12 protein-coding genes and 1 pseudogene are annotated in these 14,729 nt (G+C 56.5%); 6 read left to right on the top strand and 7 right to left on the bottom strand.

Annotated elements, in window-relative coordinates:
* Positions 1 to 44: 44 nt before the first annotated feature.
* Together ptsP and rppH are read right to left on the bottom strand one after the other, a co-directional pair.
* Positions 45 to 2,291, bottom strand: a complete 2,247-nt coding sequence (gene ptsP, locus KO1_RS20820; protein ID WP_004105247.1) for a phosphoenolpyruvate--protein phosphotransferase — start codon at positions 2,289 to 2,291, stop codon at positions 45 to 47.
* 12 nt (positions 2,292 to 2,303) lie between these two features.
* The gene (gene rppH, locus KO1_RS20825) at positions 2,304 to 2,834 is read right to left on the bottom strand and encodes an RNA pyrophosphohydrolase (protein WP_004105248.1); all 531 of its coding nucleotides are present in this window, start codon (positions 2,832 to 2,834) and stop codon (positions 2,304 to 2,306) included.
* A gap of 453 nt (positions 2,835 to 3,287) precedes the next feature.
* On the opposite strand from rppH, the pseudogene KO1_RS28810 reads away from it, so the two are divergent.
* The 5 genes and pseudogenes from KO1_RS28810 to KO1_RS20845 all read left to right on the top strand — a co-directional run.
* A pseudogene (locus KO1_RS28810) lies at positions 3,288 to 3,428 on the top strand (hypothetical protein); the annotation flags it as partial.
* A gap of 88 nt (positions 3,429 to 3,516) precedes the next feature.
* Complete coding sequence (gene mutH / locus KO1_RS20830; protein WP_004105252.1) at positions 3,517 to 4,212, top strand: DNA mismatch repair endonuclease MutH; 696 nt, start codon at positions 3,517 to 3,519, stop codon at positions 4,210 to 4,212.
* 186 nt (positions 4,213 to 4,398) lie between these two features.
* Positions 4,399 to 5,112, top strand: a complete 714-nt coding sequence (locus KO1_RS20835) for a TerC family protein (protein ID WP_004105253.1) — start codon at positions 4,399 to 4,401, stop codon at positions 5,110 to 5,112.
* Positions 5,113 to 5,236: 124 nt separating this feature from the next.
* Positions 5,237 to 5,455, top strand: coding sequence for a YgdI/YgdR family lipoprotein (locus KO1_RS20840; protein WP_004105255.1), 219 nt, complete (start codon positions 5,237 to 5,239; stop codon positions 5,453 to 5,455).
* 237 nt (positions 5,456 to 5,692) lie between these two features.
* Positions 5,693 to 6,733: an NADP(H)-dependent aldo-keto reductase gene (locus KO1_RS20845; protein WP_004105257.1), complete on the top strand. Its 1,041-nt coding sequence runs from the start codon at positions 5,693 to 5,695 to the stop codon at positions 6,731 to 6,733.
* A gap of 304 nt (positions 6,734 to 7,037) precedes the next feature.
* Here KO1_RS20845 and lplT read toward each other — a convergent pair whose 3' ends face one another.
* Together lplT and aas are read right to left on the bottom strand one after the other, a co-directional pair.
* Entirely contained in the window at positions 7,038 to 8,231 is a 1,194-nt protein-coding gene (gene lplT / locus KO1_RS20850) for a lysophospholipid transporter LplT (RefSeq protein ID WP_016809906.1), read from the bottom strand.
* Positions 8,224 to 10,383, bottom strand: a complete 2,160-nt coding sequence (gene aas, locus KO1_RS20855; protein WP_023330017.1) for a bifunctional acyl-ACP--phospholipid O-acyltransferase/long-chain-fatty-acid--ACP ligase — start codon at positions 10,381 to 10,383, stop codon at positions 8,224 to 8,226. Before aas ends, lplT begins: the two co-directional genes overlap by 8 nt.
* A 622-nt stretch (positions 10,384 to 11,005) precedes the next feature.
* Between aas and galR the strand changes: the two genes are divergently transcribed.
* Positions 11,006 to 12,022: an HTH-type transcriptional regulator GalR gene (gene galR / locus KO1_RS20860; RefSeq protein ID WP_064407097.1), complete on the top strand. Its 1,017-nt coding sequence runs from the start codon at positions 11,006 to 11,008 to the stop codon at positions 12,020 to 12,022.
* On the opposite strand, the gene KO1_RS20865 is transcribed toward galR, so the two are convergent.
* The 3 genes from KO1_RS20865 to KO1_RS20875 form a co-directional block, all read right to left on the bottom strand.
* Positions 11,983 to 12,462 carry a GNAT family N-acetyltransferase gene (locus tag KO1_RS20865; RefSeq protein WP_016809909.1) on the bottom strand — a complete coding sequence of 160 codons (480 nt, stop codon included), beginning with the start codon at positions 12,460 to 12,462 and terminating at the stop codon, positions 11,983 to 11,985. The two genes, galR and KO1_RS20865, sit on opposite strands and share 40 nt — an antisense overlap.
* Positions 12,459 to 13,232 (bottom strand): GntR family transcriptional regulator, encoded by a 774-nt coding sequence (locus KO1_RS20870; RefSeq protein WP_004105268.1) that lies wholly within the window; start codon positions 13,230 to 13,232, stop codon positions 12,459 to 12,461. Before KO1_RS20870 ends, KO1_RS20865 begins: the two co-directional genes overlap by 4 nt.
* A gap of 68 nt (positions 13,233 to 13,300) precedes the next feature.
* Entirely contained in the window at positions 13,301 to 14,728 is a 1,428-nt protein-coding gene (locus KO1_RS20875; protein WP_024274654.1) for a glycoside hydrolase family 1 protein, read from the bottom strand.
* Position 14,729: the final 1 nt, after the last annotated feature.

The raw sequence follows: 14,729 nt of genomic DNA on the forward strand, positions 1-14,729 counted from the left end.
CTAACGCCTTACCCGGGCTACAAATTCTTGAACCGTAGCCCGCGCTAACGGCCGCCGCGAATCAGGCCGCCGAGTCCTCGTCGTTCCATAAATGCCGCGACCTGATGGCGCACTTCGGCGGTCATCTGCGCTTCCAGGCTTCGCTGTGAAAGCTCCTGAGCTTCATTGATATCGATGCGCCGCAGCAGGTACTTCACTCTCGCCACCGAACGGCCGTTCATCGACAGATGACGATAACCCATGCCAATCAGGATCGTCACGCACATCGGATCGCCCGCCATTTCTCCGCACAGGCGCAGATCGATACCAAAACGCTCGGCGTCGCGGGCGATCATCGCCAGCGCCCGCAGAACCCCAGGATGCAGGCTGTCATACATACTGGCGACCCGGGTATTATTGCGATCCACCGCCAGAATGTACTGGGTCAGATCGTTGGTGCCGACGGAAATAAAATCGACGCGGTTCGCCAGCTGCGGCAGCATAAAGACCATCGACGGCACTTCCAGCATCACGCCAAGACGCGGGCGGGGAATGGCGTAGCCGATCATCTCTTCCACTTCGCGGCTGGCGCGATCGATCAGGCGACGAGCCTCATCCACTTCATCGAGGCTGGTAACCATCGGCAGCAGGATGCTGAGGTTTCCGGTCGCCGCGTTGGCACGCAGCATCGCGCGGACCTGAACCAGAAAGATCTCCGGCTGATCGAGCGTGATCCGAATCCCACGCCAGCCAAGGCACGGGTTCTCTTCGCTGATCGGCATGTACGGCAGCTGTTTGTCCGCGCCGATGTCCAGCGTGCGCAGCGTCACCGATTTATCGTTGAACATCTGCAGCATGCCCTGATATTGGGCAACCTGCTCCTCTTCAGAGGGGAAGCCGCTTTGCAGCATAAAGGGGATTTCGGTACGGTAAAGTCCAATCCCGTCGACGAAATTGCCGAGCTTTTCTTCATGCTCGGGGCTCAGGCCCGCGTTGAGCATCACTTTTACCCGCTCGCCGCTTTTCAGTTCCGAAGCGCGTTCAAGATCGTCCTCAGCCAGGCGGCTAAGCTCGTTTTCTTCGCTGATCAGGCGCTGATACTCTTGCAGCAGCACCGGCTCCGGGTCGACCAGCAGCTCGCCGCGATAGCCATCGACAATCAGCGTATGGCCGTGCAGCAACGAAGGCTGGATATCCGCCCCCATCACCGTCGGAATGCCCAACGCGCGGACCATAATCGCGGCATGGGAGTTCGCCGCGCCATCGCGCACCACCACGCCGGCTAAACGATCCTGAGGAACCTCCGCTAAGGTGGTGGCCGACAGTTCATCCGCCACCAGCACGATGCGCTCCGGCCAGGTATTTGGCCCCTGAATACTGTCGTCGAGATGGAAAAGCAGCCGCTGGCCCAGCGTGCGCAGATCGCCCGCGCGCTCTTTCAGATAGCCATCGCTGAGCGCGGCAAACTGTTCGGCGAATTTCTCGATGATCTTTTTCACCGCCCATTCGGCCACCGCGCCTTTATCCACTTCGGCAAACAGCTCGCGGCGCAGGCGCGCGTCAGAGAGCAGGTGTGAATAGAGGTCAAAAATGGCCGCCGTCTCTTTCTGCGCGCCGGCAGAGTAGCGTTTGCTGTAGCGGCGAAACTCATTCGCCGCCTCTTCCAGCGCGCCGGTCAGCCGCTCGCGCTCGGAAGCGGTATCGAGGGTTGAGGCTTCATAAACCTGCTCCATCAGCGGCAGGCTGACGTCCATCCAGCCTTCGGCAATTGCTACGCCGGACGATGCGGGCAGCGCGCGGATGCGGGTCTGACGATACTGACCAAATAGCGCGTTTAGCTGGGACTGGGAGAGAATGCCGGCGATTTGCGTGGCCAGCGTGACAAGAAAAGACTCTTCGCTTTCGTCAAACTGGCGCAGCTCGCGCTGCTGTACCACCAGCACGCCGAGCAGCTGACGCCGCTGGATAATCGGCACCCCGAGGAAAGCGCGAAAGCGGCCCTCTTTTACGGCAGGAATATATTTAAAGCTGGGGTGCTTTTGCGCGTCGGCGAGGTTGATGGGTTCCGCCAGGCGGCCGACCAGGCCGACCAGGCCTTCATCAAAAGCAAGCGCAACGATGCGCCCGCGGGGCTTTTTCAACCCGCGCGTCGCCATCAGGTAATAACAGCGTCGGTCATGATCAGCCAGATAAACCGAACAAACTTCCGTCTCCATCGCAGCGCAGATATCGGTTACCAGGATATCCAGCGCCTCGTTTAAACGTGGCGCACTCGCGACCTTCTCGACTATTTCTCGCAACCGAGTGAGCATAATGTGCGTGGCTTAACCTCTTTTACGTCGATATGCAGGCGCGCTTTGCGGCTTAGGCGTGTTTTCCGCCAGCGCCATTGTGACGCTGGCAAACTCTTTCATCACCCTGCGGTATACGTCGCGCTTAAACGACACCACCTGACGCACCGGGTACCAGTAGCTTACCCATCGCCAGCCATCAAACTCAGGTGTACTGCTGGTTTGCATATTGACATCTGCATCACTGCCTATCAATTGCAGGAGAAACCACTTCTGTTTCTGGCCGATACATACCGGCTTTGTGTCCCAACGCACCAAACGTTTAGGCAATTTGTAACGCAACCAGTTACGGGTTGAAGCGAGGATCCGCACATCTTTGCGGCTAAGCCCGACTTCTTCGAACAATTCCCGATACATCGCCTGCTCTGCTGATTCTCCTGGATTTATGCCCCCTTGCGGGAACTGCCACGAGTGCTGACCATAGCGCCTGGCCCACATAACCTGGCCCTGGCGATTACAGATTACAATACCGACATTTGGGCGGTAGCCATCGTCATCAATCACCGGACTACCTCAAAATAAGCTTCAATGTGAATGATTGTTTCACACTCGCTGGAAACGGTAAACCACTCTGTGAGGGCGATGAGATCGAATAACATTTGAATAACTCACAGTAATACCCGGAGTTATAAACAGCGAAAGCCGTACCCGGACGATTTTATTCACTTTTTCTGTGGATAGAGTTGTGAAGAAGTACGGAATTAACCAGGGAAAACCCGGAATCATCCGAACGGCGTAGTCATAACCCTCGATAATAATGACCTAATTTTCATTAAGTTAGCATGGTAAAATTTCATAATCCATTGCATAACGTGACGATCATCACATAAGCGATCCTGGAACTGATGAAAGATCGAGCAATGTTGGTTTTATCCACAGATTACGCAAGCGCTCTGGGCATATTTTGTCTAAAAACTCGATTTTCCTCTCACGTCAAGGCTGTAAATGGAAACAGTAGTGGGGCTTTTCCCCAGTTATCCCATTTTTCTGTGGATAACATGGTGTAAGATCCTGTTCATTGTCGGTGACCAGTTCTGGAAAACCCGGTTTTACAAATTTCATCGCGGCAAAAAATCGCAAAAAAAGCTATATGAATCATCAAATTGTCATACTTACCCAAGAAAAGGTAAACTCTATCCACAACGGATGAAATTACCGCTCATTTTTTAGCCAGAGGTTTTACGTTATGTCGACCATCGCGCCGCTGTTATCCCCCCCGCAAAGCCAGGCGCAGCTGCTGGCCCAGGCGCAGCAGCTGGCAGGCTATTCGCTGGGAGAGCTGGCGATGCTTGCCGGAATTCCCATTCCGCGCGATTTAAAACGTGATAAAGGCTGGATCGGTATTCTGCTGGAAATATGGCTGGGGGCGAGCGCAGGCAGCAAGCCAGAGCAGGATTTCGCCGCCCTCGGCGTTGAGCTGAAAACAATTCCCATCGATGCTTTTGGCCGGCCGCTGGAAACCACCTTCGTCTGCGTCGCGCCGCTAACCGGCAACAGCGGCGTTACCTGGGAGAGCAGCCACGTTCGTCACAAGCTTAAGCGCGTGCTGTGGGTACCGGTAGAGGGCGATCGTGCGATCCCTTTAGCCGACCGCCGCGTTGGGGCTCCGCTGCTGTGGAGCCCCAGCGAAGAAGAAGAGCGACAGCTACGTATGGATTGGGAAGAGCTGATGGACCTGATCGTCCTTGGCCAGGTCGAACGTATCACCGCTCGCCACGGCGAAGTTCTGCAGCTGCGCCCGAAAGCGGCCAACAGCAAAGCGCTGACCGAGGCCGTAGGCGCCCGCGGCGAACCGATCCTCACCTTACCGCGCGGTTTCTATCTGAAGAAAAATTTTACCGCCGCCCTGCTCGCCCGCCATTTTCTTCTTTACCCTAAATAAATCGGCTTGCTTCACGGCGGTCATTAAACGCCTGCCGAAGCGTAGAAACCTTACGCGACCTGGGTCAGCGCAATCGGCTAACAATAAGGGAAACCGAAGCTGAACGGCCTGGATGATGATTAATTTTTTGTTCTGCCATGACGGTTGCATATAATTGCTTCTTTCTATTTTGCAGGACTTTGAACGATGTTATTTGCATGGGTAACCGATCCTAACGCCTGGCTGGCGCTTGGTACGCTGACGCTGCTGGAGATAGTGCTCGGGATCGATAATATTATTTTCCTCTCTCTGGTGGTCGCTAAGCTGCCCACGGCGCAACGGGCACATGCCCGCCGCATTGGGCTGATGGGCGCGATGATCATGCGTCTGGCGCTGCTGGCGTCAATCGCATGGGTCGTCAAGCTCACTAACCCTCTCTTTACCGTATTAGGTCAGGAGATCTCTTTTCGCGATCTGATCCTGCTGCTCGGCGGGCTGTTTCTGATCTGGAAAGCGAGTAAAGAGATCCACGAATCCATCGAAGGCGAAGAAGAAGGGCTGAAAACCAACGTCCATTCATTTATGGGCGCTATCGTGCAGATTATGCTGCTGGATATTATTTTCAGCCTCGATTCGGTCATTACCGCCGTTGGGCTGTCGGATCATCTGTTTATAATGATGGCGGCAGTAGTTATCGCGGTGCTGGTGATGATGGTTGCCGCCCGCTCGATAGGCGATTTTGTCGATCGCCACCCTTCGGTAAAAATGCTGGCGCTGTCGTTTTTGATCCTTGTCGGCTTTACGCTGATGCTCGAAAGTTTCGACGTGCACGTGCCGAAAGGTTACATCTATTTCGCCATGTTCTTCTCGATTGCGGTTGAGAGCCTCAACCTGCTGCGAAATAAAAAAAATCCGCTGTAGAGCGCTAAAATGCAGCCCTGAAACGGGCTGCAATCTTTTTTTAAGACTTAACTGCTTTTTATGTCTCACAAATCAGGCTATTAATATACTGGTACGAGGTGCGGCTATAATAGGGGTGATAACGATGAAAAAATGGGCAGTATTGATTTCCGCCGTAGGACTGGCGTTCTCGGTTTCAGGTTGCAGCAGCGATTACGTCATGGCAACCAAAGATGGTCGCATGATTCTGACTGACGGCAAACCCGCTATAGACGACGATACCGGCCTTATCAGCTACGAAGATCAGCAGGGTAATAAAATGCAGATCAATCGTGATGACGTTTCGCAGATTATTAAACGTTAAGACTCGCCGCTACGCAGCGATGGCTCCTTTATCGCTCGCCTGAGCAGGTTTCAATATTCTTCAGCATTAAAATAAAAGTCGGGATACACCTGATCTGTCCGTGAGGATTCGTCAGGCCTGATTCCGCCAGCCCGGCTTTTTTGATTTTTTTACTTCCCCTTTTTCTTCCCCTCTGCCATTTTTATATTCCTTTGTCGGGGAACGCCTGACCTTGTTGATAAAAAAAGGAAGCCGGCTATGCAGTATCACCGTATCCCACACAGTTCTCTTGAAATCAGCACGCTGGGGCTGGGCACAATGACGTTTGGTGAGCAGAATAGCGAGGCAGACGCCCATGAGCAGCTCGATTACGCCGTGAGCCAGGGCATAAACCTGATCGATGTCGCTGAAATGTATCCCGTCCCGCCGCGCCCGGAAACCCAGGGTCTGACGGAAACCTACGTCGGCAACTGGCTGGCGAAGCGCGGTAACCGCGAGAAGCTGGTTATCGCCTCTAAAGTCAGCGGCCCTGCCCGCAATAACGACAGCAGCATCCGTCCTGACCACAAACTGGATCGTAAAAATATCCGCGAGGCGCTTCACGACAGCCTGAAGCGCCTGCAGACCGATTATCTCGATCTCTATCAGGTACACTGGCCGCAGCGCCCAACCAACTGTTTCGGCAAACTGGGCTACACCTGGGCCGATTCCGCGCCGGTCGTCACTCTCCTGGATACGCTGGATGCTCTGGCTGAATTCCAGCGTGCCGGCAAAATTCGCTATATCGGCGTTTCCAACGAAACAGCATTTGGCGTCATGCGTTACCTTCATCTTGCGGATAAACACGACCTGCCGCGCATTGTGACGATCCAGAACCCGTACAGCCTGGTGAACCGCAGCTATGAAGTGGGCCTGGCGGAAGTTAGCCAGTACGAAGGCGTTGAACTGCTGGCCTATTCCTGCCTCGCGTTCGGTACGCTGACCGGGAAGTACCTCAATGGCGCAAAACCGGCCGGCGCGCGCAATACGCTGTTCAGCCGTTTTACGCGCTATAGCGGCGAGCAAACGCAAAAAGCGGTGGCGGCCTATGTCGATATCGCGAAGCGGCATAACCTTGACCCGGCACAAATGGCGCTGGCCTTCGTGCGTCGTCAGCCGTTTGTCGCCAGTACCCTGCTGGGCGCGACGACCATGGAACAGCTGAAAACCAACGTCGAAAGCCTCCATCTGGAGCTGAGCGCAGAGGTGTTAGCGGAGATTGAAGCGGTGCATCAGGTTTATACCTACCCGGCGCCGTAAGAGCGTAAAGTCCCGGTCGCGGCGTGAACGCCTTGTCCGGGCGACAAAATGGCGCAACCATGCAGGCCTCTTTCCCGGAGGCGATGCTAAGCATCTTTTCGGGCTACAAGTTCTAAAAGCTCCCGGATTGCGGCTGACGCCTTATCCGGGCTACAACATCGCCGCAGGCACGGAACGGCAGCCTGGCTAAGCGCTGCGCATGCGGGGGGATATTCCCGGATTGCGGCTGACGCCTTATCCGGGCTACAGCGTCACCGCATAGGCGGAACGGTAGCCTGGCTAAGCGCAGCGCGAGCCGGGGATGTTATTTGCGCCGTCCCCAGATCCACAGGGCGGTAATTGCCAGCGCGAACACTACGCCAAAACCCATCCCCACGCCGACCACCGGAATGCCGATGCTCACCGCCAGCGAATAGAGCCCCAGCATCAGCAGCATCGCCACGTTTTCGCCCAGGTTCTGCACCGCGATAGCGTTGCCCGCGCCGACCGTATGCTTGCCGCGCTCCTGGAGCAGCGCATTGAGCGGCACGATAAAGAAGCCGCCAAACGCGCCGAGCAGCAGCAGCAGAGCAAACGCCGGCAGCAGCGCCTGCTGAATGGCGAAAAAGATGACCGCCACGCCAATTAATATCCCGGCAGGCATACAGCGCGACACCGTTTCCAGCGTCACCAGCTTCGCCGCCGCGCCAGCTCCCAGCACGATCCCCACCGCCACCATCGCGTTAAGGTAGGTCGGCATCGCGTTGCTGGTAATGCCCAGCGCTACCGGGACCCACAGCACCAGCAGAAAGCGCAGCGTCACGCCCGCTCCCCAGAACAAGCTGGTGCCGACTAATGAAAAGCGGGTTTCGCCGTTGCGCCATAGGGTCGTACAGGCGCTGAAAAAGCTGTGGGTCATCGGCCTGAAGCGCCAGGATTGCCCCGGACGCGCCGCGGGCAACTTCGGGATCCACAGGTTGGCAACGACCGCCCCGGCGTACACCACCGCGCAGACGCTGAGCGCCGCCACAACGTGCCAGTCGGCGAGAATACCGCCCGCCATCGAGCCGAGCAGGATCGCCGCAATGGTGGATGACTCCATCAGGCCATTCGCTTTCACTAACTTATCGCCGGTGGTCAGCTCGCCAAGGATGCCGTATTTAGCCGGAGAATAGGCGGCGGCGCCGATACCGACCAGGGTATAGCCGAGAAACGGATTCACGCCGAAGCAGATGCAGCCCGCGCCGATAAGCTTCAGGCCGTTGGCTACCATCATCACTCGTCCCTTAGCGAAGCTATCAGCAAATTGCCCGACAAACGGCGCAAAAAGAATGTAAGCGCCCACAAACAACATCTGTAATACCGGCTGGCTCCACTCCGGGTAGAACAGCTGCTTCATCAGCGCCAGGGTAGCGAACAGCAGCGCGTTGTCGCCGAATGCTGAGAGAAACTGGGCGCAGATAACCGCTATCATTCCTTTCGAGTACAGCGAATTGTTAGTGTGTACTGACTCACTCATCCGAATCTTCCGTCCGATCAACCATACTTTTAAGAGTAACAAAGTCCGGCTTGCCGCTGCCCAATACCGGGAGCTGCTTCAGCCAGCGAATGTCGCGCGGTACCGCCAGCTCCGGTACGCCGTGTTCGCGGGCATAGCGCAGCAGTTTTTCACGATTCAGTTCATTATCGGTGGTAAATAGCACCAGCGCCTCGCCTTTGCTGGCGTCCTGTTTAATCGCCGTGGCGTGCATTTTGTCCGGCGAAACCGCCAGCGCCACCTGCTCGACCATCTCCAGCGACACCATCTCGCCGGCGATTTTGGCAAAGCGCTTCGCGCGGCCCTGTATCCGCACGTAGCCCTGCTCGTCAAAGCTGACGATATCTCCGGTGTCGTACCAGCCGTTTTCCACTTCTCCGTGCTGATTCTCCGCCGCGGGCGCTTCCAGTACGCCCGGATTTTCCACCCGCAGATAGCCGTTCATGATGTTCGGCCCTTTAAGCTGCAGCCGGCCTCCCTCTTCAATTCCGGGCATCGCCAACAAACGCGCATCCATTCCAGGCAGAATTCGGCCAACGGTGCCCACTTTTGCCGCCATCGGCACGTTAATCGACACCACCGGCGCGCATTCGGTGACGCCGTAGCCTTCAAGAATGCGCAGACCAAACTTGTCCTGCCAGATCTGCTTCGTGCTCTCCTGCAGCTTCTCTGCGCCGGCGACAACGTAACGCAGGCGATAGAAATCATAGGGATTTGCAAAGCGGGCGTAGTTGCCGAGGAAGGTGGAGGTGCCGAACAGCACGGTACAGTTACGGTCATATACCAGTTCCGGCACCACGCGGTAGTGTAACGGACTGGGATAGAGGAAAACTTCCGCGCCGGTAAACAGCGGGGTCAGCAGGCCGACCGTCAGGCCAAAGGAGTGGAACAGCGGCAACGCCGACATAAAGCGGTCGTTAGCGGTAAAGTCGGCAATTGTTTTAATCTGTTCGACGTTGGCCAGCAGGCTCTTGTGGCTATGTACCACTCCTTTCGGATTGCCTTCCGAGCCGGAGGTAAACAGGATCATCGCCGCATCTTCCGGCTCCTGCTTCACCTGCGCCAGCTTCGGCATCAGCAGATGGCCAAAAATCCACAGCTTATCGGCGGCGGTAACGTCGCCTTTTAAATCTTCGAGAAACACCCAGCGTACCTGAGTCAACTGCTCCGGCAGGTGCCAGAGCTTGCCTTTATCGAGAAAGGTGCGTGAGGTAAAGATGGTTTTGATTTCCGCCGCGGTAATGGCGCTGCTCAGGCCTTTCACTCCGGCGGTATAGTTCATCATCGCCGGGATCCGTCCACGGGCGATCGCGCCGAAAATCACCGCCGCGCTAATTCCCGCATTCGGCAGCATCAGGCCGATTTTTTCGCCCTGAGCGCTGTATTTTTCCAGAATACGCGCCACGAACAGGGTTTTGGTCAGCAGCTTGCGGTAGGTGTCCGGCTGAAAGTTGATATCCTCCACGCAGTTTTTACGCGCGCCGAAGCGATCCTGGGCCGCCAGCAGCGACTCGTACAGCGTTTCGCGCGGGCGCACCGCCATCCGCGCCTCCATCATGATCTGATGCAGCATCTCACCGGCAATTTTTCGCCGGTCGCGGGCGCGCGGCGCCTCGGGCATCGGCAAATGAGTCGGCGGCAGCAGGTGCAGCTGAATGCGCGGGAACAGGCGGCGTCTGACCAGCCCCTTCAGACGGCTAAAATGGGTTAATTCGGCGCCTTCGATTCTCAGCGGCACTATGGTTGCCTGCGACTTCGCCGCCACAAAGGCCGCGCCGTCGTAAATCTTCATCAGCGAACCGCTCACCGAAATGCGCCCTTCCGGAAAAATCACCACCGGGCGACCCTGCTCAATGAGGCGTACCAGATGCTTTATCGACATCGGTTTGGTGGGATCCAGCGGGACAAAATCAATCAGCGGCTTTAGCGCGCGCATAAACCAGCGCTCGCTAATCGAGGAATAGACCGCAAAGACCGGGCGCACCGGCAGGAAAAGCGCCAGCAGAACGCCGTCAATAAAAGAGACATGGTTTGGGGTGATCAGTACCTTTTGCTGGTACAGCGCCTGCGTGTCACCGGTAAGCCTTACCCGATACAATCCTTTGAATAGCAGTCTAAAAAATCCCAAAAGCATAACAACTCCGTTTGACCGGTTAATCAGTCAAAGCAGGTTACACGAGAAGCGGCGGGAAATGCAGTGTGGGGAGCGGAATTCAGGACAAAAAAAACCTGCGCATCCGCGCAGGTCGGTGCAAGATAATCAGTACGAAGAGCGTACGTAAAAAACTCACCAATCAATACCTCTGGGATCCTGATTGTCTCGTTTTTTCCTCCACCGGTGCCAGCCATAAAACGCAAGGGAATAAGCCTAAGTGCAACCAGTTATTGCTATTTTCGCTAACTGTAACAACGGCAGCGGCAGGCAAAAAAAAACCTGCGCATCTGCGCAGGCTGGTGTAATTAGAGTGGTCAACCTGAAGTCGACTCCACCTATCAATACCTCTGGGATAGCCAGAGTATCAATGCACTGAATGGGTTAACCAGCGAACATTCGCAACAGCTAATCGCAAAGTGTAAGCAAAGGTGTGAATTATCGTTTCCCGGTATCATTCTCCGTTCCCCTGTGGGTAACTATTTCACCGGCAACGCTAATCTGCATCACAATTACATTAACCTGAAACGACCAGGCCTTGAATCTGCCGCGCTTTCCCGTACCATAACCGGTATGTAAACGCTTACCCTGGGAAAGGTCTGGTATGGCGACCATTAAGGATGTAGCCCGACTCGCAGGCGTTTCTGTCGCTACCGTCTCCCGCGTGATTAACAATTCACCGAAAGCCAGTGAAGCCTCGCGCCAGTCAGTAGGCGCGGCGATGGAAACGCTAAATTATCACCCCAACGCCAACGCCCGCGCGCTGGCGCAGCAGTCAACGGAAACCGTCGGCCTGGTGGTGGGTGATGTCTCCGACCCCTTCTTCGGCGCGATGGTCAAAGCCGTCGAGCAGGTTGCCTACAATACCGGCAATTTTTTGCTGATCGGCAACGGCTATCACAGCCTTCACAAAGAGTGTCAGGCGATTGAACAGCTGATCCGCCACCGCTGCGCTGCGCTGGTGGTTCATGCCAAAATTATCCCCGACGACGAGCTGGCCTCGCTGATGAAGCAAATCCCCGGCATGGTGCTGATTAACCGCATCCTGCCCGGCTTCGAGCAGCGCTGCGTGGCGCTGGATGACCGCTACGGCGCGTGGCTCGCTACCCGCCACCTGATTCAGCAGGGGCACACCCGTATCGGCTATCTCTGCTCAAACCACGCCATTTCCGATGCCGAAGATCGGCTGCAGGGCTACTATTCGGCGTTAAAAGAGAGCAACCTGCCGTGCAACGATCGGCTGGTGACCTTTGCCGAACCCGATGAGAGCGGCGGCGAACTGGCTATGACCGAGCTGCTGGGCCGCGGCAGAAATTTTACCGCCGTCGCCTGCTATAACGACTCAATGGCCGCCGGCGCGATGGGCGTCCTGAACGATAACGGGATTGATGTGCCGCGCGAGATTTCGCTGATTGGTTTTGATGACGTGCTGATTTCACGCTACGTGCGGCCGCGGCTGACTACCGTGCGCTATCCGATTATCACCATGGCGACTCAGGCCGCTGAGCTGGCATTAGCGCTGGCGGAACATCGGCCTCCGCCGGAGATAACGCATCTTTTCAGCCCTACGCTGGTCCGCCGTCACTCGGTGATTGCGCCTCTCGATAGCGACAAATCGTAGCGGTATAAACTGACGGCGGCGGCCGGATAATCCAGGCCTTCGCCGATGTACTGCCAGCCGAAACGTTCATAAAAATCGCGGCAGGCGGAGTAGAGAAACAGCTCGCCATAGCCCTGCTTTCGGGCATAGTCGATAACGTGCTGCTGTAGTTTCCCGGCCAGCCCCTGCCCGCGCGCTTCAGGAGCCACGTAGAGCGCCGCCATCCATGGATAAAGGTCCTGACGGCTGATTAAATCGCAGCGCCACAGGCCGACGGTGCCTAACAGCGTCTCCCCCTCAGCGGCAATAAAGGTCATAGGCAGCGCCCCTGGCGTCTGGCTATGCCCGACAATACTGGCGAAGAACGCCTGCGGCAGCGTTTCACCGCCAAAAGCCCGCCATAGCCATTCCGTCACGCGTGAAGCGTGCTGCGGCGCGGCGTAGAGGGGTTGGATCATCACACCAGCTTCCCCTGAAAAATAGGCACCGATTCAAAGAGGTAGCCATCAAAGTCCGGCGCGTCTTCATCGGACAGCTCCAGCAGACTGTTTTTAACGTTTTCGAGATGCTGCCACATAGCCTGCCAGGCCCCCATCACATCGCGACGACGCAGGGCGGCGAGAAGCGTTTGCCGATCGCCGAGCCACTTCAGGCGATACGCCCGGCTGGCAATATGCACGTTGAACTGCTGCCACAGCGGGCTGCTGTCCATCTGCAGCCAGATGCGCTCGACCGTCGCCAGCAGCATCTGATTTTGCGTCGCGCCGGCCAGCACCAGGTGAAACAGCCGGGCGTTGTCCTGGCTGGTATCGTTAGCGGCAATGGCCCGCTGCTCCTGCTCGATAATGCGCTTCAGGTTATCGATATCGGCGCGGGTGGCCATTTTGGCGGCAAAGGCGGCGATGTTGCTCTCCAGCAGCTGGCGGGCCTGCAGGATTTCGAAGGGCCCGACGTCGCTGCTCAGCATCTGTTCTTCCTCACTATCGTCCTCGTGCGGGATGCGCATCACATACACCCCTGAGCCCTGGCGGATATCAACCGTCCCCTGCAGCTCCAGCATCAACAGCGCTTCACGGACGATGGTACGGCTCACGCCGTAGGTCTCGGCGATATTGCGTTCCGGCGGCAGGCGCGACCCGATAGGATAGCGCCCCTGCGCAATCTGTGCGCGTAAATCATCACCTATTTCCTGGTAGGGTTTCTTTTCCGGCGGAATGATAGCCTTCTCCACAATATCACCTGTGCGTTATGAGCCTGCGAGTCAATATCGGCCGCTATCTTAGCAAAATTTCAGCCCGGCTAGCGCCACTCATCATCAATATCCAGCGTCAATTCGCGACTCTCGCCAAGCTTACGGAACCAGCTGGCGGACGCCTTGGGCCGCCGGGCACGATTATTTTGCAGATCGATTTCAATCAGCCCGTAGCGGTTTTTAAAGGCGTTCATTGGCGAAACGTTATCGGTAAATGCCCATAGCATGTAACCCTGGCAGTTGGCTCCCGCTTCCCGCGCGCGCAGCGTCTGCCAAAGATGCTCGCTGATAAAACGGATCCGGTAGTCGTCGGCGATAGTGCCTTCGCTATTGCGAAACTGCCCTTCGTTTTCCACACCCATGCCGCTTTCCGCCACGAACCACGGAATATTGCGATAGTCCCGTTTGATCCGCATCGCCATATCAAAAATGATTTGCGGATAAATTTCCCAGCCGCGGGAGTGATTCATCCGTCGTCCCGGTAGTTCAAAGGGCTCATAGTAGTAAGCCGGATGGAACGGCGTCTGCGGGTGCCAGGCGCGCGATGGCGCTTTAACGCGATGCGGATAGTAAAGGTTAATCCCCAGCTCATCGACGGTGTTTTCGCGGATAATCGCCAGCTCTTCCGCTCGATAATCCCATGCAACCTCGTGCTGTTCGAGCAGGGCCAGCAGCTCGGGCGGGTATTCGCCGTGGACCAGCGGGTCGAGAAAAATCCGGTTATAGAACAGATCGTAGCGCTCGGCGGCGCGCACGTCATGCGGCGCTGTTGAGCGCGGGTACGTTACCTCCGGGTTAAGAATACAGCCTACCGTGCCGCGATAGCCTTTCTCGCGGAACAGCTGGACCACTTTTGCCGTCGCCAGCACCTTGTGGTGGTTCCACTGCATCCAGATGCCGGTATTCTGCTCGTAGGGCCAGCGCAGCGCGTCCAGGTAAACGCGGGTCTGCACGACGATCGGCTCATTGAAAGTAAACCAGCGCGTAACCTTGCGGTGATAGCGGGCGAAAACTTTCTCTGCATACTGCGTAAACAGCGCAACCACCTTTTTTGACGCCCAACCGCCGTACTGCTCCAGCAGATAGCCGGGGAGTTCATAGTGCTCAAGGCAGATCATCGGCTCGATGCCGTTGGCCAGCAGTTCATCGAACAACTGGTCGTAGTACGTCGCATAGGCTTCATCGACCGTGACGTTTTCATAATCGGTGAGAAAGCGCGACCAGTTTATCGACGTACGGTAGTGGGTGAGCCCGGCCAGCTTCATCAACTGCACATCTTCGCGGAAGCGGTTGATAAAATCCGTCGCCACAGCCGGACCGTAGCCGTTATGCCAGACGTGACGGTCGTTCTTGTACCAGAGATCGGGCCAGGAATCCTGACCCTCTTGCTTGCCGCTCCAGCCCTCGGTTTGCCACGCCGAAGCGGCGGCGCCGAGGATAAAGTCGCGGGGAATGGCCATCTTTACTGTCGTCATG

The organism is Klebsiella oxytoca NBRC 105695, from assembly GCF_001598695.1.
Lineage (GTDB): Bacteria > Pseudomonadota > Gammaproteobacteria > Enterobacterales > Enterobacteriaceae > Klebsiella > Klebsiella oxytoca.

Excerpts from the sequence above, each read along its gene's own strand:
- ptsP (WP_004105247.1), bottom strand. The coding sequence starts at position 2,291 with ATGCTCACTCGGTTGCGAGAAATAGTCGAGAAGGTCGCGAGTGCGCCA.
- mutH (WP_004105252.1), top strand. The coding sequence starts at position 3,517 with ATGTCGACCATCGCGCCGCTGTTATCCCCCCCGCAAAGCCAGGCGCAG.
- KO1_RS20835 (WP_004105253.1), top strand. The coding sequence starts at position 4,399 with ATGTTATTTGCATGGGTAACCGATCCTAACGCCTGGCTGGCGCTTGGT.
- KO1_RS20840 (WP_004105255.1), top strand. The coding sequence starts at position 5,237 with ATGAAAAAATGGGCAGTATTGATTTCCGCCGTAGGACTGGCGTTCTCG.
- KO1_RS20845 (WP_004105257.1), top strand. The coding sequence starts at position 5,693 with ATGCAGTATCACCGTATCCCACACAGTTCTCTTGAAATCAGCACGCTG.
- lplT (WP_016809906.1), bottom strand. The coding sequence starts at position 8,231 with ATGAGTGAGTCAGTACACACTAACAATTCGCTGTACTCGAAAGGAATG.
- aas (WP_023330017.1), bottom strand. The coding sequence starts at position 10,383 with ATGCTTTTGGGATTTTTTAGACTGCTATTCAAAGGATTGTATCGGGTA.
- galR (WP_064407097.1), top strand. The coding sequence starts at position 11,006 with ATGGCGACCATTAAGGATGTAGCCCGACTCGCAGGCGTTTCTGTCGCT.
- KO1_RS20875 (WP_024274654.1), bottom strand. The coding sequence starts at position 14,728 with ATGACGACAGTAAAGATGGCCATTCCCCGCGACTTTATCCTCGGCGCC.